Genomic DNA, 20,222 nt, shown 5'->3' on the forward strand with positions numbered 1-20,222 from the left:
CTCACCGGCGAGCGCTCCCGCAAGCACGACCACTACCTCAAATCAACGCTCTTCTGCGGCCACTGCACATCCCGACTTCTGATGCAGAAAGTGCGTTCCGGGAGTACCGGCGAACTCTACGACTACTTCTCCTGCGCCGGACGCCACGCCAAACGAACCGACTGCAACTTCCGTTCCGTCCAGATCGCCGAAATCGAAAAGGGTATCCAGCGCATCTACGAGCGGATCAGTTTGGACCCTGCGCTCCGTGCCGACCTCGAAGCTATGCTCAAAGCCGTCATGAAGCACCTCCGCCGACAAGAAGACGAAGAACGCGAGCAACTTGAGACCGCGAAGCTTCAGATTGAGCGCAAGCAACACAAGCTCCTCGAAGCGCACTACAGCGACACTATCCCGCTCGAAATGCTCCGCTCCGAACAGCAGCGCCTTGACGCCGAGCTACAGGTCGTCACCCGAAAACTCGCCGCTCACGTCACCAACGTCACCGAAACCAACGACCTCATCACGATGGCGCTCACCCTCTGCGAGAACATCGCGAACAGCTACCGCCAAGCCCCCGAACACATCCGCCGGGCCTTCAACCAACTCATCTTCGAGCGCATCGATGTCCACTACGACGAAGACGAAGGCACCTATGAATTCCAGCCGGAATACACCGAAGCCTTCGCGTTCCTCGGCCACCACGGCATCCGCGCCACCGTCGACCAGTTCATCAAGCAAAACAAAAAGCCCGCCGAAACCGACGGGCTCAATGACAATACATGGGACGAATCTCTTACCTATGCCATTGGTTTCAGTAAGAGCCTCGTGGTGGATCTGAGGGGAATCGAACCCCTGACCTTCTCATTGCGAACGAGACGCGCTACCAACTGCGCCACAGACCCTGACAGCGACCAACTGTAGCAGCCGCTGGGCCGGGGAGTGAAATCGACCTCCTGATCGCCCTCCCCAGGAGGGATGCCCCTAGCGCGAAGGAGGGGTGGAGGGCTCGAAAGGCGGATTTCGCATGCGGCAGGGTCGTACTGCATGCGAAATCCGCCTTTCGAGGGGCGCCACAGGCGCGGGGCAGCAGGGCAGCAGGGCACGAGGTGCCAGGGGCGGGTCGGGCCACCGAGCAGTTCGTGGGGTCGGACGACGGCGCAGCCGTCCACCCCTACGAAGAACCTAGCTCGCGTTGCGGCGACGGCGCAGGGCGGCGTCGAGGTCGGGCATGCCCTGGCTGGTGTCGCCGATCACACCCATTTGCCGCAGCCGTTCACGGGCTGCCTGCTCCTGGGCGCTGTGCGCGGATCCGGGGGCGCGGCGTGCGGCGCGGCGGGCTTCGCCTGCCTCGCGCGCGGTGAGCGGTGCAGCAGGCCGCGATGGGATCGCGCTGCTCGCTGCTGCCTCGACACCAGCTGTTCCAGAAGCACCAGCACTGGAAGCACCTGCACCAGCCGCATCAGGAACCCCCTGAGCCGCTGCTCCGCGGGCTGCGCTCACCTGCGCGCGAGCCTCGCGCAGCAGGATGGAGTCGGTCTGGTTCTCACGGGTCGCCGGCCGTTCCGCTCTGGCGCGGGCCAGCGCGCGGGCGCGGTCGATACGGTCGGCGGCTGCGCGCTGCGCGGCGGCGTGGGCGGCCGCGGTGCGCTCGGTCTCACCGGTGGCGATGGGGGTGGCCGGGGCGATGGATGCGGGCTCTGGTGCGGCCTGCACCGCGACCCGTTCGGCCTCGATGGAGCGCATGCGGGCGCGTCCGGGAGCGAGCAGCACGAGCGCACCCAGCGAGGCTACGAAGACGAGCCCGCTCCAGGTGAGGATGGCGGCACCGCTGCCGGCCACGGCGAGCCCCGCTCCAACGAGTGCGCCGAGCAGTCCGATGAGGGCTCCGAGCGCGGAGAGCGCCCGCACGCGACGCACCAGCGGTTTGCGCAGCTTGGCTGCCCGCTGCGCGGCGGCTTGCTTGCGGCGCATCTGCTGGGCACGGATCTCGGCGCGCAGTTGCTCGGCGCGGGCTTCGGCGAGCTGTGCTTCGCGTTCGGCTTCCTGCCGTTTCTGCGCGGTGCGCAGCAGCTTCTCATGGGCGAGCGCCTCACGTGCGGTGGCCTCGAGGTGCAGCTCCTGCGGCACCTCCGAGGTTTCGGCGAGCACTCGCAGCGTGCGCTGCAAGCGCATCGCGTTGCGCTCTGCGCTGCGGAACTCCCGGCGTCGAATCCACGCGGGAACCAGCACGGCGCCCCAGAGCAGCGCGGCAACCACGAAGATCACTCCACCACCCAGTGCCCCGCCTGTCATGGGCATCACTGTACGGTGTTCGTGGCAGTCGTGGTGCCCGGCGCGCCGTGATCCCGCAATCGATTACTGGAGGCGGCGCAACAGGCCGTCAGGGATCTCTTCTCTGGTGATCGCGTAACTTTCGTGGTCGCGCCAGGCGCCGTCGATGTGAATGTATGCGGCCCGGCGCCCCTCGTATCGCAGCCCGAGCTTCTCGACGACACGCAGCGAGGCCGCGTTCTCGGGGCGAATGCAGATCTCCACTCGGTGCAGCCCCAGCTCTGCGAAGAGGTAGTCGACGGCGAGCGCGACCGCAGCTGGTGTGACGCCCTGCCCTGCGACGTGCTGCGACACCCAGTAGCCGATCTGTGCCGATTGCAGCGCCCCGCCGCTGATCTCGGAGACGCTGAGCTGCCCGACGACGTTACCGTCGAGCAGCATGACGAAGGGCAGGCCGCTGCCGGCGCGTAGCTGCGCACGCAGCAGGCGCACGGTCGGCCGCATCGACACGCTGCCGGGGGCGACGCTTCTCCCTGCGGGGTGCGTCGCCTCCCATTGCCGTAGCCAGCCGCGGTTCTCGGCGAGCAGTTGGCGCAGCGGTTCTGCGTCGCGTTTGCGGATCACCCGCAGTTCGACGCGGCCGACGCGCAGCGGCGGCGGCTCCTCGATCGGGCGACCGAGCGGCATGTCTTAGCCGTTGGCGTTGCGGGCGCGAAGGCGGTCTGCGAAGTCGATAATCCAGTTGGAGATCTCTTCGCCGAGTTCTTCGTGGTCGACACCCAGCAGCACGTTCGCTTTGATCCAGTCGGCGCGGTCGCCGGTGTCGTAGCGGCGCCCACGGAACACGACACCGTAGACGGGGCCGTCTCCTTTGTCTTCTGCGAGGTGGTTGAGCGCGTCGGTGAGCTGGATCTCGCCGCCGCGGCCGGGCTCGAGGCCGTCGAGCACGTCGAAAATCTCGGGGCGCAGCACGTAGCGGCCGATGATTGCGAGGTTCGAAGGTGCTTCTTCTGCCTCAGGCTTCTCTACGAGGCGGGTGATACGCACCACGTCGGGGTCGTCGGTCGCTTCGACGGCCGCGCAGCCGTAGAGGTGGATCGACTCCTGAGGCACCTCCATCAGCGCGATGACGGTGGCGTTGCGCTTGTCGTGTTCTTCGATCATGCGATCGAGCAGCGGATCGCGGGCGTCGATGAGGTCATCGCCGAGCAGCACGGCGAACGATTCGTTGCCGACGTGGCGGCGAGCGCAGGCCACGGCGTGACCGAGGCCGAGGGGCTGCCCCTGGCGCAGGAAGTGGATTTCGGCGAGCTCGCTCGACTCGTGCACCTTGCGCAGCTTGTTGGTGTCGCCCTTGCGTTCGAGGGTGCGCTCGAGTTCGGGCACGCTGTCGAAGTGGTTCGAGAGGTTGCCCTTGTTGCGGCCCGTGATCACGAGCACATCGTCGAGCCCGGCGGCTACGGCTTCTTCCACGACGTACTGAATTGCCGGCTTGTCGACGATCGGCAGCATTTCCTTGGGCGTCGCCTTGGTGGCGGGCAGGAAGCGCGTTCCCAGGCCGGCTGCGGGAATGACGGCCTTGGTCACTGAGCTATGAGTGGGCTGATTTTCAGTCATGACGGCCAGCCTAGTCTCAGGGGTGGGCCTGGCAAAGCTGCCCGGGCGGCGTCTCATGGGGAGCTGCGGCGTGTCTGGGAGCTGGCCTCTATGCTGACTCGCATGGGGTTCGATGCCGCTGAGGAGATCGCGCAGCAGAAGTGGCAGGTGCGCGAGGAGGTGCGCCGCCGCCGTGCCGCACTCACGCCGGCTGAACGTCTGCGGGCGCGTGATGCGCTCACGGATCGTTTGGTGTCGCTGGTTCGGGATTGCGGCGCCGCAACGGTTTCCTGCTACGTGCCGCTGCCCGATGAGCCCGACACCTCTGGTTTCCTGGCCTGGGCGGCCAGTGCCGGGGTGGAAGTGCTGCTGCCGGTCTCGCTGCCAGGGACGCGCCTTGCCTGGACACGCTCGGGTTCGCCCCTCATCCCCGGCCGTCACGGCATTCTCGAGCCGAGCGGCGAGCAATTGCCGGCGTCGGCCGCGGCGGGGCTCGATCTCATGCTGTTGCCGGCCTGCGCGGTCGATCTGCGTGGCATGCGTCTCGGCTGGGGTCTGGGCTACTTCGATCGCTGTCTGTCTGAGCTGCAGCGCAGGCCGCCGCTCTTCGCCGTTGTGCATGAGGCCGAAGTGCTGCCGGCCCTGCCTGGTGAGACGCACGATATCCCCGTCGATGGCGCGGTCACCCCGGAGGCGATCCGCTACTTTCCGCGCTAACAACACACCTCGCCGCCCCGCGGTGGCGGCCCGTCGCGGCCCGTCAACCGCGGGCGGTAGAATCGTCTCGTGCCTACCTATGCCTACCGCTGCGCCGATTGCGAGCACGCTTTCGACATCTATCAGTCCTTCTCCGACGCTGCGCTGACGGAGTGCCCGGAGTGCGGCGGCAAGCTGCGCAAGGTCTTCGGCTCCCTAGGCGTCACCTTCAACGGCTCTGGTTTCTACCGCACGGATTCCCGCTCCGGCGGGTCTGGTTCGGGTTCGGCTGGCGGATCGGGATCCGCATCCTCATCAGGCTCGTCTGCGCCCGCGACTTCCTCGACCAGCTCCTGACCGCTGCGGCGACCCCATCAGCCCCAGTGGGGCGGGCGATCACCGAGCAGCCTGGCGTCGTTCTCATGCTCTGAACGCCGTTCGGCAGGCGGATCATAGGGTGCGGGATCGCTGCCCTCCGGGGCGGGGAGCGTCGCGCGGCGGCGACGCCTCACCACGCGCTCACCAGCAGCGTCGCGAGGAACGCCCCCGTCGGTGTCGCCTGTTGCGGCGTCGCCGGGGTCGATTTTGTCGCTCACGCTGACTCGGCCTCGCCCGTGTCGAAGCCGACGATGCGGGCGATCCGCGACGCCACCTCGTCGGGGTCGGCGAACAGGTCGAAGCTGTGCACGCGATGGTAGTGCCACCCGAGACGACGCAGCACCGCAGGCCGCAGGCGCAGCGTGTCGCGCAGGCTATCGCCGCCGTCGATGCCGCCGAGGTCGAGATCGATCGCGATGGCACGGTCGCCGATGGAGGCTGCCAGCGGAATCACACCGCGGTAGTCGATCGCCACTGAGAAGCCCATCGCTTCGAGCCTGTCGGCCAGTTCGCCCATCATCGGGTCGCGTTCGGCTGGCAGGGCGGGTGCCTCGGGCTCGGGATGCTCAAATGCGAGCAGCTCGGCGAGTTCGACGACGCCGTGCTTAATGCGGTTGGTGTCGAGGTGTTCGGGCTTGAAGCAGCTCACGATCGTCATGGCGCGACGCGCGCGGGTCATCGCGACGGCGAGCAGGCGTTCGCCGCCCGGGCGCCCCAGACCGCCGAAGTTCGACAGCACGCGCCCGTGCGGGGTGCGGCCGTAGCCGATCGAGAAGATGACGCGGTCGCGGCTCTGCGCCGTGGCCTGCTCGAGCGTGAGTACGGCGAAGGGCTCCGCCCGCTCCCCCAGCAGGAACTCGCGATACTGCGGGAACTTCGAGAAGGCCTGCAGCACCGCCTGGTACACGCGCACGGCATGGCGCTCGCTCGCGGTGATCACCATTAGCGACTCACGGGGGCGCTCGCTCGCGTGTTCGAGCACGAGCTGCACCACGTGATCAACCTCGGCATCGGTGCTCTCGACCGCTCCGGTCTGCTGATCGGGCAGCCCCTGACCGCCAGGCACGAACTCGTAGGTAAGGCTCGAATGGCCCAGGAAGCTTCCCGCCCAGGGCAGCGTCTGGATCGCGCCGTCGTAGAAGCGACTGTTGACGAGGTTTGTGAGGTCTTCACCGCCGGCGCGGTAGCTGCGGGTGAGGGTGAGCGTCGGCAACACCGTGCCGAGCTGCGCGAAGGCGGAGCTACGGTGCAGCGTATCGACATCCACGGACTCGTCATCGCTGTCGCCGGACGCCCCGCCGACAGGGATCTCGAAGGGTGACGGGGTCTGCGTCATGGTGTCGCCGAAGGCGACCACCTGATCGGCGCGGCGGATCGCCCCGAGGTTCTCCACAAGCGTCGTTGCCCCGGCATCGACGAGCAGTGCGGTGTCGAACCGCATCGTGTCGGGCAGCTGCGCCACCTCGTAGGGCGACATCACCCAGACCGGTGCGAGCACGCTGAGTAGATTCGGGGATCGCTGCGCGAGTGCCGCGGGCGACACGTATCCACTGCGCAGGGCTTCGCGCAGAGCCAGCGCTTCTTGCTTATGGTCGAGCACGGCGACACGCCAGGCGTCGGCGAGCGAACCCGCGAGCAGCGAACCGTTCGCGCCGGCGTGCGCGTCGTCGACGAGCCTGAAATCGGCTTCCAGTCGCTCGATCACGCTCGTGTTCGCGCTGAGCAATGCCTGGTTGGTCTGCAGCATGCGCTCGAGCACGGACTGCCACCACGCTAGTTCGAGCTCTGCCGCAACATCTTCTGCCGGCACGTGGCGGGCCGAGAGGTCGTCGAGCAGCGGCTCGAGGTGAGCAGCGCGCATGCGCTCCACGATGGTGGTGCGCTCCTGAATGTTCTGCAGCACCTCAGACTCGCGGGCGAGATCGGAGATGCGGTGCGCCAGGCGACCGAGCGTCATGTTCTTCAGGCGATCCGCATCGCCCGCCGTGCCGAGCACCCGGTCGAGCTCGTCGAGATCCTGGTACGCCGACTGGAACGCGACCACCACATCGGCGATGCCGAGCGGCACCTCGGGCCGAGCACCCACCACAGTGGTGTAACGCTGCCAGAGCACGCGCTGCTGCTGGATCTGCACCAGGCGCGAGTACATGTCGGTGATGTGCACGCCAGGGCGCACGTACTCGCGGGCGAGCTTGCGCAGGCGCCGCTTGTTGGCCGCCGACATCTCATCGCCGCCCCGCGGCGCGTGCGCCGCGATGACCTCGGTCAGTGAGCGGTCGTACACCTGCGGGGTGAATCGATCGAGCGTATCGCGGATGCCCATGAGCAACCGCAGGTACACACCCAGCTCAGCGACGGTGTCGTAGGGCCGCATGGAGGTCTGGCCGATCACCTCGTTCGCCATCGAGATGAGGCGGGGCAGCTGCGACTCGGCGAGGTCGACGGCGAGACCGTAAGCGGTGCGCGCCTCCTCCGTCGTGGTGAAGCTCACGCCGTACCACGGCGAATCCTCAGGACCGTATTGGAACTGCCCGAGCCGGGCCACCTCGGTAAGGGCCTCCGCAACCGATGAACGGTCGAGGGTGAGCTGGCCAAGAGCCTGATCATCGAGGCGCACCGTGGTGCTCGGGGGTCGCTCTCCGAGCGCGAGCACGGTGAGACGGCGCAGCGCATCGAGCGGTGAGACACCGTAGCGCTGATCGGGGGTCGAGAGCGCTCGCTGGTAGTCGAGCAGCACGCCGCGCAGGCGGGTGAGCGCCTCATCAACATCGCGCAGCTGCTCACCGCGCGCGTTCTCGTTGCGACTGATGGCTTCGACGAGGTTGCGGCGCAGGCGGCGCGGCGTCACCGCGAGTCCGGCGAGACCGGCACGGGTGAGACGGTGAGTGATGCCGTCGAGCGCGGCGCGACGCGGCGACACCACGAGCACGCGCTTACCTGCCCGCACGAGATTGCCGATTGCGTTCACCACGGTCTGGGTGCCGCCGGTGCCAGGCAGAGTGTGCACCACGAGCGAGTGGCCGGCGTCGATCTGCGCGAGCACATCGTCCTGCTCGACGTCAGCGTCGTAGAGGTTGCGGTCGGTGTCCGGGGCACGCTCGTCAGGCGGCGTGGGGCTGACAGGTCGGTAGGCCTCTGCGAGGCGACGGGCGGCGGGCTCGCTGCCGCAGATCGCTGCGAGGATCGGCGAGTCGAGATCTTTCGCGTCGGCAACCATGCGCTGCGACACGTTGTGGAACGACGACACTACGAGCCGCGGCTGCACCACGAAGCCGGGCACCCCGGCCGCCATCTGGCGCAGCCTGTCAATGACGGGCTGCGGTTTGAAGACGCCCTCAGACTGAGAGAGCTCGATCAGCGCGCGGGCGTCGACGACGATCCCGAACTGCTCGCGCAGCGCACGAATCAGCTCAGAGTTGACGACGGGGAACTGCTTGAGCTTGAGCTCGAAGTCGCGACCGTAGCGGCGAATCGCGAGCGGGCGCAGCAAGATCGGGGCGCAGAACTCCTCGCCTTCGAAACTCCACTTGGCGATGCCCACGCCAAGGTTGACGGTTTCGAGGCCGCGCACCGTGCGCATCTCGATGGCTTTGTCGGTGACGCGGCCGGCCGCTGCGCGTGCGTGGCGCAGCGCGAGATCGTCGCGGATCAGAGCCGACAGCAGAATCTTGTTGCCGGTGATGAATTGCGGCAGACCGCCGGGGTGCGTCGTCGAAAGCTCGATGCGGTTGGCGGGTCTGTCGTCGAAGTGGAGCAGTGGATTGCGCCCCCCGATGCGGGAGAGCTCTTCGCGCCACTCTGCGTGCTCATCGGCGTAAGCATCGACGAGTGAAACGGGGCCGGTCAGGCGAGCCGTGAGATCGTCGTCGGGAGCTGCGGAATCAGGTGCAGGATCGGGCGCTTTCGCGAGGGAACCCTCGTTCTGAGGCAGCGCGACCTCAGTGACCGCCTCATCCGGCGCTCCCTTGCCGCGACCATTGGCACCGTTCTGCCGTCGCCGATCTACACTCCACACACGGCCACCCTAAGCGGCCATGCCAAAAATCGCCGCAACCCAGGCGGTGTTTCGCCGCGACTCAGCGCGTTCTCACGGAGTACACCGATGTTTCGGACCGCTGTGCGGGGTGCGGATCCGAAACATCGGTGTGCTCCGAGCCTGAAGCACGGCCCAACAGTCGGCGGGCCGAGCAGACAGTGCTAGTGCTTGGCTGGAGCGCGGCTCGCGCCGGTCTCGGCAGTCACTACCGGATCCGCCACCTGCACTTCACCGCCGCGCAGCTTCGACAGCCCACTCATGAGGTGGTAAACGGCGATCGCAGCGATGGTGCCGAGAGCGATACCGTTAAACATCACCGAGCCGAGCTGCAGCGTGAAATCTGCGATGCCGACGATGAGCGCCACAGCCGCGGTGAACTGGTTGATGGGCTTGCCGAAGTCGACCTTGTTGTCGATCCAGATCTTCACACCGATCAGGCCGATGAGGCCGTAGAGCGCGACGGTAACGCCCGCGAGCACACCCGCGGGGATCGTGTTGATGAGGGCGCCGATCTTCGGCGAGAAGCTGAGCAGCACTGCGATGATGCCGGCCACCCAATAGGCAGCGGTCGAGTAGACGCGCGTAGCAGCCATGACGCCGATATTCTCGCCGTAGGTGGTGGTGCCCGATCCGCCGCCGAAGCCGGCGAGCACCGTGGAGATGCCGTCAGCGAGCAGCGCGCGGCCCGTTACCGGGTCGAGGTCGCGACCGATCATGAGGCCGACGCTCTTCACGTGGCCCACGTTCTCAGCGATGAGCACGAGCACGACAGGCAGGAACGCGGGCAAGAGACCCCAGAGCGTCGGATCGGCGAAGGGGTTGCCGACAGCGTGGAAGGCGGGAAGACCGATCCACGCCGCGTCATTGACCGATGCAAAGTCAACCTCGCCCATCGCGACTGCCGCGATGTACCCGACGGCCACACCGAGCACAATCGAGAGGCGGCCGATGAGGCCGCGGAACAGCACCGTGATGAGCAGCATCGCCACGAGGGTGATGAGCGCCACCCAGCCGGAAAGCTCGGTCGCGTTCCAGTTGTTCTTCACGGCAGGGCCGAGGTTGAAGCCGATAAGCGCAACAATCGCGCCCATCACCACGGGCGGCATGAGGGCGTTGATCCACCCGGTGCCCCACTTCGCGACGATGATGCCGACGATCGCCATCAGCACACCGATGGCGAGGATGCCGAAGGAGGCGCGCGCAAGCCCCTCAGCGCTGTCGCTACCACCGGCGCTGGCCGCCATGATGGGCGCGATGAACGCGAAGGAGGAACCGAGGTAGCTCGGCAGGCGGTTGCCGGTGAGGAGCAGGAAGAGCAGCGTGCCGAGGCCCGAGAAGAACAGGGTCGCGGTCGGACTGAAGCCCGTGATGAGCGGCACCAGGAACGTGGCGCCGAACATCGCGACGACGTGCTGAGCGCCGAAGCCGATCGTACGGGGCCAGGTCATGCGCTCCTCGGGCAGCACGATCGCATCGGGAGAGACGTGCTTGCCGTCTCGGTGCAGCTTCCAGGGCAGCGCCATTGGTGGCTCCTTCAGGTTCGGGATCGGCGCGCTCGCGCCAACGCATTATCCTAATGCGCTGAGTGCCACCTGCGCGCCTACTCGGCCGAGATGTAGACCTTGCGGATGTGATCTTCGACGGTCCACCGGGTGCGGGAACCGGCGAGGAGACGCATCACGTCACCAGCACCCACCTCGACGGTGCGATCCTCATCGAGGAACTCGATCAGCGCACTCCCCGAGAGCACGACGAACAGCTCGTCGACCTCGGTGTCGGTGACCACTCCCCCGCGCAGCTCCCAAATGCCCGCTTCTGCACCGCCGATGCTGCCGAGCTCGGCGACGCCCTGCTGCGGTGAGCCCGAGACGACGTCTTCGGCGGGCACGTCTTCGAGGTCGACACCGAGGGTGCGCCCGTTTACGGCCAGATTCATGTCGTTGGGCAGCAGCTCGCTCATGAGTCGAACCCCAGTCCCAGCGCGTCGAGCGTTTTCAGCAGCAGATTGCGCTTGCCGTCGTTGTGGTCGGCTCGGTCGAGCGCCCAGCGAGTGAGGTTGATGCCGATCGACGCCGCGGGCTCAGGCGGGAAGGGCAGCGGCACCTGCTTCACCATTTCGAGCTCGGTGCGCTCGGTGACGCGGCCCTCGAAACGGTCGACGAGCACATCGGCGGCGAAGTGCGTAGCCCCCACGCCCAATCCCGTGAAGCCCGCGACGTACTGCACACGACCGCCGTGGGCCTGCCCGAAGAACGCGCAGAAGCGGGTCGAGGTGTCGATGACGCCGGCCCAGCGGTGGGTGAATTTGACGCCAGCGAGCTGGGGGAAGGTGGTGAAGAAGTGGCTGGCGAGCTTGCGGTGGCTCTCCATGCGGTCTTCGTGCTCTCGCTTGATGCGACCGCCCGCGAAATAGACCGCGTCGTAACCGCCCCAGAGAATGCGGTTGTCCTTGGTGAGTCGGGAGTAGTGGAACTGGTTCGCCATGTCGGCGAGGCCTTCGCGACCCTCCCACCCGATCGAGGCCAGCTGCTCGTCAGTGAGCGGTTCGGTCATGAGCACGTAGTCGTATACGGGCACGGTGTGGAAACGGTAGCGCTTCAGCAGCGACGGGAAGACGTTGGTGCAGAGGGCAACCCGCTCTGCGGTCACGGTGCCGGATTCGGTGGTGAGGCGGATCGGCGCATCAGCCGAGCCGTCGAGGCGTGTGACCGGGGTCTGCTCGTAGATCTCGACGCCGATGGAGGCGGCGTGACGCGCGAGCTCTGCTGCCAGCTTGGCGGGATGCAGGTTCGCGTTCTCACGGGGCGCGAACTCGCCGCCAAGGAAGGTGGGCGAGGCAATGCGCTGCTGCACCTGCTCACGGTCGAGGGTGACCACGTGCGGATCGTCGCTCTCGCCGAGCCATTCGGCCTGGTAGGGCTCGTTCGCGACGGAGAGCTGACCGGTGCGCTCGAAGTCGACGTCGAGACCGTGCTCGTCGATGAAGCGCTCGATCGCATCGAGGTTCTCGTAGCCAAGGCGGCGCAGCGTGCCGGTCTCGTTGGGCCAGCGCGACTCGGCGTTGGGTTCGCCGTGCGTGATGCTCGCCTCGCAGAAGCCGCCGTTTCGGCCGCTCGCGGCCCAACCGACCTGCATCGCTTCGAGCAGCACAACGCGACGCTCGGGGTGTTCGTTCTTCAGCTTGATGGCTGTCCAAAGGCCCGCGTAGCCGCCGCCGACGACGGCGTCGTCGACGCGCTGATCGCCGTCGAGCGCTGGGTAGCGTGCGGCGTCGGCGACGTCTTCGGTCCAGAAGACTCCGAGCTTCGTATCGGCGAGCGAGTCGTCGATGATCTTCGCGGCGGGGCGGTTGGTTTCGAAAATGGTGGGTTGCATGGGATCCTCGTCCTCGATTTCCTCACTGATCCTCGCACACTACGAGCCGAATGTAAATGGGAATGTCAATGGCATTTACATTCGCGGGCGAGTGGGCGCCCGGCTATTCGGTCGGCGGCTTCATGATGGCGCCCGTCGCAAGCCCCATGGCGAGGCCAGCAGGCAGCCACAGCCAGAATTGTGTGAGTGCCGCAATCACCACACCTACCACGGCGCCGATCACCAGCGCCACGATGAACTGCTTGCGACGCGCCCGCTGCGAGGCCTCATCCTGCTCATCGCGCTGCTTCCGAGATTTCGATCCGCTGCTCATAGCACCAGCCTACGGCGTCTCTTCCTGAGCAGCCCGGCGATCCGAGGCATCAAGCTGTTCGAGAGCGGCGATCTCCGCATCCCCTGCCCCAGCGGCCCGAGCCACTGCGATCAGTTGCCCCGTCGCCCGAGCAATCTTCGCAAAGCTCAGCGACGGCGTCGCGCCGGCCGCGAGCAGCACCGGCTCCACACGATCAAGCACCGCCGCACCGGCATCACTCGAACCGGCAGCGGGCAGCAGCTCAGCCTCCCACTCCCGCCAGGCACGACGCACACCAGTGACCCCCTCGCGGGCGCGCACCCTGTCATCCGCGATTTCCACAAGTTCCCGCCCCGCCGCATCGCACAGCACCATGGTCGTGCGCTCGGTCTCTAGCTCAGCGATCGGCAGTAGGCGATCGAACGAGACGCCGATCCGCCCCTCAATCTCCTCCCGCAGCGCCTGCGGCATCTCGGCACTGTACGGCCACAACAACTCGCGAGTGCCCTGCACAGTGCGCTGCTTCAGATGCCAGCCGTCGTCCTTGCCGCCCTGCCGCACCCGCACCGCGAAGCCGCCACGGGCCACGTCACCGTTCGAAGTATCGAAATAGCACGCAGAGAGGCGCTGCACGTCTGGCTCCCGCGCCACGAAACCCGCTGCCGCAAACGCATCCGCACCGGGCAGTCGCAACCCAATCGCAGCCTCGTACTTGCGCTCAACCTCAAGCGATTCAGCCCCCTGGGCCGCAGTTTGATCAGTCACACCGCCAGCATAGGGCTCTTCAAGAGGGCAACGGCGGCACCAGCTACGGCGAGCGTCGCTCCCCCGCCAACCACACAATGCCGGCACCGGCCACAACCACCAGCACCACACCCACAACCGCAACCGGAGTCAGCAACTGGCCCAAGAACACGGCCCCGATCACAGTACCCACCACCGGATCGAACGCGAAAAACACACCCAGCACCCGCGCAGAAGTGAGCCGACCAGCCATCGTGTCAACCGTAAAGGCAAGTGCCGTACCCAGCAGCGCCGAGGAAAGCAACGGCACTACATGCTGCGGCTGCAGCAGCGGCACCACCGGCACCGAGAACGGCAGCATGAGCACCGCAGCAACCACCACAGCAAGCGCCACACTCGGCAGCCCACCCTCGGACTGGCCGACGCGCGCCGCAAGCAGCGTGTACAGACCGAACGACGCGCCCGCAAGGGCCGCGAACACTAGACCCATCGGCTCGAAAGGCCCGCCGAAGCCCGCGATCAGACCGACTCCGATCAGGGCGGCGACCGCGAGCAGTCCCTCCCGGGGCCGCCTCGACGCCGCCAGGGCGACGAGGCACGGCCCGAGAAAGTCGATCGTCGTGGCGACCCCGAGCGGCAGGCTGCCGAGCGCGAGGTAGAGGAACGCATTCATCGCCGCCATAGCAACGCCGTAGAGCACAATGGCAAGCCACTCGCGGCCACTGCGCCCACGCAAGCTCGGTCGAAACACCGCCAGCAATACCAGCGCCGCAATCGACATACGCACCGAACTCGTGCCCAGCACGCCCAGCTCGTCGAACAGGCCGATCGCGATCGCAGCCGAGCCCTGCACGCCAATCGCCCCGACGAGCACCAGCAGCATGGCGCGGATCGTGGCACGGCGGGCGGCGCTCTGCGCAGCTGATGAGACGGTCACCGGCCACAGTCTAACGGCGGCTACACTGGCCGCATGACGGCTGAGATCTCCGACGCCGCAGCACGAGCTGCGCAAGCGTGCGCGGAGACCGCCGCGGCGCTGAGATCGGCCGGAGTGGCACCCGAAGCCCTCGCGGAGTATGTGCCGCCGCGGCGCGTACTGCTGTGGACACGACCAGCCACCATGCAGGCGCTCGGCGAGGTATGGCGCCTCGGCGCGCTGCTGCTCGGCGACGACGGGCAGCTCTTCGCGGCGGGCCGGGCAACCCGCGCCGCCGAACGGGGCAGACCCGGCTACCAGTCAGTGTCTCGCGAAGAACGCCGCGAGATCGCAGCCGCAGCCTTGCGCGGCGGCTATCCGGCGGGAACACCTGTCAACTTCGATGCGGCCGCGATCCGCCTCGACCCAGCCTCACTGGCGGCCTCACTCACCGCGACATCCGAGAGCCCCGACAGCCCCGTCGGTTTTGCCGAGGGTGAGGTGCGTGTGCGGTGGCGCGCAGGCGCACCGCTCACCGGCGCGCCCACGCTCGCGTCGTTCCTCGCCGAGCGCGCGAACCTGCTTATCGAGCCACCGCTGTAGACGCCGACCCATTCATGTCAGCTTCGTTCTCCCCCGCAACACCCACGCCCCGCACGGGTATTCCGCCGTGGACGATGGCCATCGCCGCGATGCTGCTCATCCAAGTCTCGAACGCGCTCTCCGTCGGGGTGATCGAGCAGGCCGGTGCCGCGGGCACCGCCTGGCTGCGCATGTGTTTCGGCGCGGTCTTCCTCTGGATCATCGTGCGGCCCTCGCTGCGGTCGATCAAGCTCCGAGATCTCCCAGCACTGCTCGCCCTCGGCGCGGTCACCGGATTCATGACCACGTTCTTCCTCGCCGCGGTCGAGCGCATTCCGCTCGGCACCGCCGTCGCGATCGAGTTCCTCGGGCCGCTTGCGGTGGCCGGCATCGCGAGCCGGCGGCGGAGCGGGCTGGTCTGGCCGGGGCTTGCCCTGGTGGGCGTGGTGCTGATGACCGAGCCCTGGCACGGGCGCGTCGAACTGCTGGGCGTCGGCTTCGCACTGCTCGCGGGCGTGTGCTGGGGGCTCTACAACGTGCTCACACAGGTCATCGGCGACCGCTTCTCAGGCATCAGCGGCCTGTCCATCACCATCCCCATCGCGGCAGTGTTCACCACGGCGTTCGGGCTGCCGCAGGTGATCGAAGGCGCACCCGACTGGCGAGTGGTGGGGCTCGCCGCACTCATCGCGCTCATCACACCCGTCATCTCATTCGGCCTGGAAATGCTCGCGCTCCGACGGATGACCCACACCGCATTCGGAACGCTGCTCTCGATCGAACCCGCATTCGGCGTCCTGATCGGGCTCATCGTGCTCAGCCAGACCCCCACGCCCATGCAGTTCGCCGGAGTCGTGCTCGTGGTGCTCGCAGGAGCGGCAGCACAGCGCGATGGGAGGCGCCCCGACCCACTCACATCCTGAGCTATGCGACCTCTAGCTTTCGCCAACTCGCCCAATAGACCAGGCCGGCGAGCACCGAGCACGCCATAGCCAGCGAGTGCGCGGCAAGGTACAAGTTCCATTCAATAACCGGATCCTGCAGCGCATACGCCAAAGATCCAACTACGAGCAGCACGCCGAGCGCGAGCAGCACCGCCGCACCGAAGGCCATCAGCACCACATACACAACCCGCAGTTTCGGCGCACGATCAACGCGCGAGATTCTGCCGGCACGGTGCAAGATGAGGGCGGCGATCGCCCCCATCATCAGGGCCACCATGTCACCGCCCAGGGTGTCAGAGAAACGGTGCCACTTCGCCGTGACAGTGTAGGCACCGATGCCGATCGCCCACGTCATCACCACGAACATCGCCAAGCCACGATAACGGAACGGCACCACGAGGAGCACCGCAACCAACGCAGTCATCGCAATCGTGGTGTGACCGCTGGGGAACGAGTTCTGCACGAAGTCGCCGGTCACCGGGACCAGCTCCGGGCGGGGCAGAATGAAGCGTTTGAGCGACTGGGTGACGACTTGGCCGCCCACGATCGTGCCCACTGCCACGGCGGCAAGCAGGTACTTTTTTCGCAGCACTCCGATGAGTCCGATGAGCACCGTGCCCACGGCAAGGCTCCAGACGGTGATCTGGCCCAGACTCTTCCAGGCCTGATCCGAGTCAGGGTCTGACACCTGATCCGCACCCCTGAGCGCTGCGTTCTCCAGCGATTGGCCGCCCGCCGTCTGCACCGCAAGCACATAGGTGATCACCAGCAACACAGTGGCGCACGTCAGAAGCATCCACCATCTCCGCGCCAAGCCAGGTATCACGACACGGGCGCCGGAATCACGAGCACCAGCGCTGACAACGATCTGCTTCTCCCCCAAGCTCACAGTGCCACCGTACACCCCGTTGTGCATACAGCCCAGTTGCGCGGCTGCGAGGGCTACGGGATGGCGTTCAAGCGGCCTCCGGCCGTTCGGCAGTGGGCCGCACCCGGTAGCGGGCGCAGACGAAGTCGCGGTTACGCGCGGTGTCGATGAGTTCGAGATCGAGGCGGCGAGGCAGCAGCGGCCGCCCCTCGCCGAGCATCACCGGCGCGAACTGCACCCAGACTTCGTCGAGCAGCCCCGCCTCTGCAAACTGACCGGCGAGGTCTCCGCCACCCACCACCCAGACGTCGCGCTCCCCGGCCGACGCGGTGATCGCCTCGTGCAGATCCTGCACCTTACCCTGCGCGAAGCGCACATCGGCGCCTTCGGGAACGGGCAGCTCACGGTGGGTGAGCACCCACGTCGGCTGCGTGTAGCCCCAGGTCTGCTCGTTGCGCAGCAGCCACTCGTAAGTGGAGGCGCCAATGACGAGCGCCCCGACCCCCTCAATGAAGGCGGGATACGCCATCGGCCCTTCAAGATCGAAATCGTGCGCGAACAGCCACTCGAGCGAGTGATCAAGGGTCGCGATAAAACCGTCGAGGGTCGACGCTGTGTAAAAGTGCGTGGCCATGCCCCCACCATAACCATCGCTTCGACAAAGCTGCTGCTGCCATCTGAGAGACAAGAAGTCGGTGGGCGCAGAGCGACAGCGCAGCGACAGCGCAGCGGCAGCGCAGCGACAAAGTGCCCTGGAGAGGAATCGAACCTCCGACACCTTCTTTAGGAGTCAGCGAGCCTATGTGTCGCTGAGCGTCGGAAACCGCATGATTTCAACGATGCTGGAGAACAGTTTGTGGCTGAATGTCGGTGAATGACGGTTCCTATTGATGCACTAATTGATGCACCATGCGTGAATGTCAGACGCGTGTGCCACCCCAGATGCGTGCCCGCTGTGGATCCATAGTCGACACACGCTCGACAAGCCGATGATAGAATCGGACCCACAACAACATAGCCGAGCACTGGTGGTTGGGGCTCGAGCACGCAGGACCAACAGCATGAACACGCTGGATACCCTTGTCGCCCTCGATCACACCGGACACGCAGATGTCGGCTACCTCGAAATGCGCGACTTCAACCGCTTCGTCTGGGCCTGGGCCGAAGCCGCACGCATCGTCTCCTGGCTCTACTCCGCCGGCAACCTCAACAGCACGAGCGAAACCGACGTGCGAGTCGACTCATCCGCAACGGCGTCGATCAACCTGCCGGCGACATGGCTCGCCGCAGACGAGATCTCGCGACTGCTGCAGCAGCTCAACCGCTTCCCCACCCCGGAGGATGCAGCGAACGACAAGATCGGCGCATCTCTCGCACTAGACCTCGGCCGCGCCGTCGCAACAGCCGACTACAGGTGGCCCCGCGAAGAGAAACCGCACAAGGTCACCTACATGAGGTGCGGCGGATGCGAGATGCTCACACTGAAGTTTCGGCCCCCTCGCTGGCACGGAGACTTCATCAAAGTGGACTGCTCATGCGGGTACGAGCTCAGCGAAGAGGAATGGACGTGGGCTGCGCAGATCGTCATGGCCGAGATGGAGGCCACGGCATGACCACCTCACAAGACTGGGTGATGGCGAAGGATGCCCCAGAGCTTCTTGCTAGGCCCAAGAGCACCATCTACAAGTGGGTCGAATCGGGGCAGGTTCGCACCTTCCGGCCTCTCCATGAGAAGTGGCTGTTCATTCCAGATCTACGGCGAATGGACCGCGCAACTCCGAGGCGGAGACGAGCTAAGCAGGCGGCTTGACTTTCTTATGACCGATATGTAATCTGAGATCAGATGGTGGAGTTCTATACCCACACACCATGGCCCCGGCAGCGAACAGCGTCGGGGCCTTCGTGTTCCATCTGTACAAGTGCATAGCCCGGGATCACGGTTCGCGGGCAGCCCCACAGGGATTCGATGCCACACGATAGACGGTGGGCGGATGGTTCGACTCCATCCGGGGGCGCAATGTTGACGGTGTGCGCTGGGCAAGGGAGCCTACATGCCGCGCACGCCGTCAGCTATCGTGAGACCCATGAGCAAGATTCGCGCCACGGCCACTCTCGCCGCGCTCCTCATCACGATCCCGGTAGCAGGGTGCAGCACGGCTGCCGAACCCCACCAGGAACAAAGCGCCCCGGCGGCCGAGAACACGACCACGCCCGCGCCAGCAACCACTCAACCCCCCAACCTCGAGGAAATGACCCTCGACGAACTTCTCGGAGAGTTCGCCGCCCAGAAGGAACAGCCCAGGGCCGTGCAGGTGCTCGAGATCGTCGCACAACTCATCAAGACAAGCGACACCGAGTGCACGCCCACGCTCCAAGGAGAACAGCTCACAACCCTCCTTGAAACCAAAGCAGCAGCCGACGCCGCAACCATCGAACTCGGGAACGGCGCAGCCCCCAAGACCAAAGGACCAGAGTTCTACCTCGCATGGGCACCATACGCAATGCTCATCGACGGCCTCTGCGGGCCCGCCAGCCAATAACCCCGACCACCATGGAGGGACGCCTTGACAATGAGCACAGGACGTCCCGATCCGAAACGCGCACTACTGCGCGACCTGCACGCGAAGGAGATGAGCGTGCGGGCTATCGCCGACGAACTCGGAGTTTCTCGGTCGACGGTGTCGCGGTGGGCGAAGGAGGATGGTCTGGCGTTCGATCGGGCGCGCACTGCGCAGGCGGTTGCTGCGCATTCGATTGATCTTGCTGCGGGCCGTCAGCGTCTCGCGGAAAAGATGCTGCGGCGCGCTGAGGAAGCTCTCGACGAGCTCGATAAGCCGTACGTCGTGTTCTCGTTCGGTGGGCGCGACAACGTCTACAACGAGCACGAGCTCAAGCGACCTCCGATCGAGGTCAAGCGCAACGTGCTCACCATGGCAGGGATCACGTTCGACAAGCTGACCCGGATCGTGGAGAAGGATCCCGACGTGTCGGGTGCTGCTTCGGTGGTGCAGTCGCTCGAGGCTGGCATCCTTGCGGCGGCGGAGGTGCTGCGCGCACCGGAGACGGAGACGATCGAGGAGGCCTGACTCACTCGGGGTCTACATAGAGGATGACGTCGTCGTCTAGGTGAAAGACCTCTCGAACTTCTTTGGCAGCTTCATGCTCGTCCCATGCCTGTACGGAAACACTCTCAACTGCGCCCTCGGGTCGCACTGTCCACCAGGGCCGCGAATCGCTGATCTGAACCCCGGTCCCCCGCAACGAGAAGTCAATGCCCTTTGCCGCGAGCGCGGTCTCGATGACCGCCTGAGCTTGGCGCTGCATCTCGAGTGTGGCTTCCTCGCCGAACCAAACACGGTACTCGACAAGTCCCCCATCCATCCCAGAGGAGTACCCCTCTGGGAGGCAGGCGAGCGCCTCGTCAATCTGGCCCTGAGGAACCTCGTATCTCATGGAAATGGTGCCCTTCATGTAAGCGACCATACCCGAGCTTCTGATTATCGATTAAGGCGGCCGCATCTCGCCATCACAAGGAGGCCTGA

23 protein-coding genes and 1 tRNA gene are annotated in these 20,222 nt (G+C 66.1%); 7 read left to right on the forward strand and 17 right to left on the reverse strand.

Going from position 1 to position 20,222, the window contains the following annotated elements:
* Positions 1–42: 42 nt before the first annotated feature.
* The 6 genes from WFI54_RS04590 to galU all read right to left on the reverse strand — a co-directional run bounded on the left by WFI54_RS04590 (position 43) and on the right by galU (position 3,870).
* Positions 43–378, reverse strand: a complete 336-nt coding sequence (locus WFI54_RS04590) for a hypothetical protein (RefSeq protein WP_336651576.1) — start codon at positions 376–378, stop codon at positions 43–45.
* A 60-nt stretch (positions 379–438) separates the two neighbouring features.
* Positions 439–720 (reverse strand): hypothetical protein, encoded by a 282-nt coding sequence (locus tag WFI54_RS04595; protein ID WP_336651577.1) that lies wholly within the window; start codon positions 718–720, stop codon positions 439–441.
* An 88-nt stretch (positions 721–808) separates the two neighbouring features.
* Positions 809–884 (reverse strand) — tRNA-Ala (locus WFI54_RS04600).
* A 280-nt stretch (positions 885–1,164) separates the two neighbouring features.
* A complete protein-coding gene (locus WFI54_RS04605; protein WP_336651578.1) occupies positions 1,165–2,274 on the reverse strand; it encodes a hypothetical protein in 1,110 nt (369 codons plus the stop codon).
* 63 nt (positions 2,275–2,337) lie between these two features.
* Positions 2,338–2,940, reverse strand: a complete 603-nt coding sequence (locus WFI54_RS04610) for a GNAT family N-acetyltransferase (RefSeq protein ID WP_336651579.1) — start codon at positions 2,938–2,940, stop codon at positions 2,338–2,340.
* A gap of 3 nt (positions 2,941–2,943) precedes the next feature.
* Positions 2,944–3,870, reverse strand: a complete 927-nt coding sequence (gene galU / locus WFI54_RS04615; RefSeq protein ID WP_336651580.1) for a UTP--glucose-1-phosphate uridylyltransferase GalU — start codon at positions 3,868–3,870, stop codon at positions 2,944–2,946.
* Between the two features lie 102 nt (positions 3,871–3,972).
* On the opposite strand from galU, the gene WFI54_RS04620 reads away from it, so the two are divergent.
* A complete protein-coding gene (locus tag WFI54_RS04620; RefSeq protein WP_336651581.1) occupies positions 3,973–4,566 on the forward strand; it encodes a 5-formyltetrahydrofolate cyclo-ligase in 594 nt (197 codons plus the stop codon).
* Between the two features lie 69 nt (positions 4,567–4,635).
* Positions 4,636–4,902: an FmdB family zinc ribbon protein gene (locus WFI54_RS04625; RefSeq protein WP_336651582.1), complete on the forward strand. Its 267-nt coding sequence runs from the start codon at positions 4,636–4,638 to the stop codon at positions 4,900–4,902.
* A 17-nt stretch (positions 4,903–4,919) separates the two neighbouring features.
* Here WFI54_RS04625 and WFI54_RS04630 read toward each other — a convergent pair whose 3' ends face one another.
* The 8 genes from WFI54_RS04630 to WFI54_RS04665 form a co-directional block, all read right to left on the reverse strand.
* Positions 4,920–5,141, reverse strand: a complete 222-nt coding sequence (locus tag WFI54_RS04630; protein ID WP_336651583.1) for a hypothetical protein — start codon at positions 5,139–5,141, stop codon at positions 4,920–4,922.
* Positions 5,138–8,854 carry an AAA family ATPase gene (locus tag WFI54_RS04635; protein WP_442918447.1) on the reverse strand — a complete coding sequence of 1,239 codons (3,717 nt, stop codon included), beginning with the start codon at positions 8,852–8,854 and terminating at the stop codon, positions 5,138–5,140. Before WFI54_RS04635 ends, WFI54_RS04630 begins: the two co-directional genes overlap by 4 nt.
* A gap of 266 nt (positions 8,855–9,120) precedes the next feature.
* On the reverse strand, positions 9,121–10,482 hold the full coding sequence (locus WFI54_RS04640) for a uracil-xanthine permease family protein (RefSeq protein WP_336651585.1): 1,362 nt from the start codon (positions 10,480–10,482) through the stop codon (positions 9,121–9,123).
* A gap of 77 nt (positions 10,483–10,559) precedes the next feature.
* Positions 10,560–10,919, reverse strand: coding sequence for a cupin domain-containing protein (locus WFI54_RS04645; RefSeq protein ID WP_336651586.1), 360 nt, complete (start codon positions 10,917–10,919; stop codon positions 10,560–10,562).
* On the reverse strand, positions 10,916–12,334 hold the full coding sequence (locus WFI54_RS04650; protein WP_336651587.1) for an NAD(P)/FAD-dependent oxidoreductase: 1,419 nt from the start codon (positions 12,332–12,334) through the stop codon (positions 10,916–10,918). Before WFI54_RS04650 ends, WFI54_RS04645 begins: the two co-directional genes overlap by 4 nt.
* A 103-nt stretch (positions 12,335–12,437) precedes the next feature.
* Positions 12,438–12,647: an HPP family protein gene (locus tag WFI54_RS04655; RefSeq protein ID WP_336651588.1), complete on the reverse strand. Its 210-nt coding sequence runs from the start codon at positions 12,645–12,647 to the stop codon at positions 12,438–12,440.
* Positions 12,648–12,656: 9 nt separating this feature from the next.
* Positions 12,657–13,391: a CYTH domain-containing protein gene (locus WFI54_RS04660; protein ID WP_336651589.1), complete on the reverse strand. Its 735-nt coding sequence runs from the start codon at positions 13,389–13,391 to the stop codon at positions 12,657–12,659.
* Positions 13,392–13,434: 43 nt separating this feature from the next.
* The gene (locus tag WFI54_RS04665) at positions 13,435–14,307 is read right to left on the reverse strand and encodes an EamA family transporter (RefSeq protein ID WP_336651590.1); all 873 of its coding nucleotides are present in this window, start codon (positions 14,305–14,307) and stop codon (positions 13,435–13,437) included.
* A 33-nt stretch (positions 14,308–14,340) separates the two neighbouring features.
* Here WFI54_RS04665 and WFI54_RS04670 point away from each other — a divergent pair, with 33 nt between their 5' ends.
* Together WFI54_RS04670 and WFI54_RS04675 are read left to right on the forward strand one after the other, a co-directional pair.
* Entirely contained in the window at positions 14,341–14,889 is a 549-nt protein-coding gene (locus WFI54_RS04670) for a hypothetical protein (RefSeq protein WP_336651591.1), read from the forward strand.
* 14 nt (positions 14,890–14,903) lie between these two features.
* Positions 14,904–15,791: an EamA family transporter gene (locus WFI54_RS04675; protein WP_336651592.1), complete on the forward strand. Its 888-nt coding sequence runs from the start codon at positions 14,904–14,906 to the stop codon at positions 15,789–15,791.
* Between the two features lies 1 nt (position 15,792).
* Here the strand turns inward: WFI54_RS04675 and WFI54_RS04680 are convergent, their stop codons facing one another.
* Complete coding sequence (locus WFI54_RS04680; protein WP_336651593.1) at positions 15,793–16,608, reverse strand: phosphatase PAP2 family protein; 816 nt, start codon at positions 16,606–16,608, stop codon at positions 15,793–15,795.
* Positions 16,609–16,768: 160 nt separating this feature from the next.
* Positions 16,769–17,314: a dihydrofolate reductase family protein gene (locus WFI54_RS04685; RefSeq protein ID WP_336651594.1), complete on the reverse strand. Its 546-nt coding sequence runs from the start codon at positions 17,312–17,314 to the stop codon at positions 16,769–16,771.
* Positions 17,315–17,741: 427 nt separating this feature from the next.
* Here WFI54_RS04685 and WFI54_RS04690 point away from each other — a divergent pair, with 427 nt between their 5' ends.
* From WFI54_RS04690 to WFI54_RS04700, 3 genes are all read left to right on the forward strand, one after another.
* Positions 17,742–18,293, forward strand: coding sequence for a hypothetical protein (locus WFI54_RS04690; RefSeq protein WP_336651595.1), 552 nt, complete (start codon positions 17,742–17,744; stop codon positions 18,291–18,293).
* Positions 18,294–18,764: 471 nt separating this feature from the next.
* The gene (locus WFI54_RS04695) at positions 18,765–19,220 is read left to right on the forward strand and encodes a hypothetical protein (RefSeq protein WP_336651596.1); all 456 of its coding nucleotides are present in this window, start codon (positions 18,765–18,767) and stop codon (positions 19,218–19,220) included.
* A gap of 30 nt (positions 19,221–19,250) precedes the next feature.
* Positions 19,251–19,766, forward strand: a complete 516-nt coding sequence (locus WFI54_RS04700) for a helix-turn-helix domain-containing protein (RefSeq protein WP_336651597.1) — start codon at positions 19,251–19,253, stop codon at positions 19,764–19,766.
* A gap of 1 nt (position 19,767) precedes the next feature.
* On the opposite strand, the gene WFI54_RS04705 is transcribed toward WFI54_RS04700, so the two are convergent.
* A complete protein-coding gene (locus WFI54_RS04705; RefSeq protein ID WP_336651598.1) occupies positions 19,768–20,151 on the reverse strand; it encodes a hypothetical protein in 384 nt (127 codons plus the stop codon).
* Positions 20,152–20,222: the final 71 nt, after the last annotated feature.

It is taken from the genome of Leucobacter sp. MMO-125, from assembly GCF_037148395.1.
GTDB lineage: Bacteria > Actinomycetota > Actinomycetes > Actinomycetales > Microbacteriaceae > Leucobacter.

What these genes read in the sequence shown, in the direction of transcription:
- WFI54_RS04605 (WP_336651578.1), bottom strand. Translation starts at nt 2,274, where the DNA reads ATGACAGGCGGGGCACTGGGTGGTGGAGTGATCTTCGTGGTTGCCGCG.
- WFI54_RS04610 (WP_336651579.1), bottom strand. Translation starts at nt 2,940, where the DNA reads ATGCCGCTCGGTCGCCCGATCGAGGAGCCGCCGCCGCTGCGCGTCGGC.
- galU (WP_336651580.1), bottom strand. Translation starts at nt 3,870, where the DNA reads ATGACTGAAAATCAGCCCACTCATAGCTCAGTGACCAAGGCCGTCATT.
- WFI54_RS04620 (WP_336651581.1), top strand. Translation starts at nt 3,973, where the DNA reads ATGGGGTTCGATGCCGCTGAGGAGATCGCGCAGCAGAAGTGGCAGGTG.
- WFI54_RS04640 (WP_336651585.1), bottom strand. Translation starts at nt 10,482, where the DNA reads ATGGCGCTGCCCTGGAAGCTGCACCGAGACGGCAAGCACGTCTCTCCC.
- WFI54_RS04645 (WP_336651586.1), bottom strand. Translation starts at nt 10,919, where the DNA reads ATGAGCGAGCTGCTGCCCAACGACATGAATCTGGCCGTAAACGGGCGC.
- WFI54_RS04650 (WP_336651587.1), bottom strand. Translation starts at nt 12,334, where the DNA reads ATGCAACCCACCATTTTCGAAACCAACCGCCCCGCCGCGAAGATCATC.
- WFI54_RS04655 (WP_336651588.1), bottom strand. Translation starts at nt 12,647, where the DNA reads ATGAGCAGCGGATCGAAATCTCGGAAGCAGCGCGATGAGCAGGATGAG.
- WFI54_RS04670 (WP_336651591.1), top strand. Translation starts at nt 14,341, where the DNA reads ATGACGGCTGAGATCTCCGACGCCGCAGCACGAGCTGCGCAAGCGTGC.
- WFI54_RS04675 (WP_336651592.1), top strand. Translation starts at nt 14,904, where the DNA reads ATGTCAGCTTCGTTCTCCCCCGCAACACCCACGCCCCGCACGGGTATT.
- WFI54_RS04680 (WP_336651593.1), bottom strand. Translation starts at nt 16,608, where the DNA reads ATGCTTCTGACGTGCGCCACTGTGTTGCTGGTGATCACCTATGTGCTT.
- WFI54_RS04685 (WP_336651594.1), bottom strand. Translation starts at nt 17,314, where the DNA reads ATGGCCACGCACTTTTACACAGCGTCGACCCTCGACGGTTTTATCGCG.
- WFI54_RS04690 (WP_336651595.1), top strand. Translation starts at nt 17,742, where the DNA reads ATGAACACGCTGGATACCCTTGTCGCCCTCGATCACACCGGACACGCA.
- WFI54_RS04695 (WP_336651596.1), top strand. Translation starts at nt 18,765, where the DNA reads ATGAGCAAGATTCGCGCCACGGCCACTCTCGCCGCGCTCCTCATCACG.
- WFI54_RS04700 (WP_336651597.1), top strand. Translation starts at nt 19,251, where the DNA reads ATGAGCACAGGACGTCCCGATCCGAAACGCGCACTACTGCGCGACCTG.
- WFI54_RS04705 (WP_336651598.1), bottom strand. Translation starts at nt 20,151, where the DNA reads ATGAAGGGCACCATTTCCATGAGATACGAGGTTCCTCAGGGCCAGATT.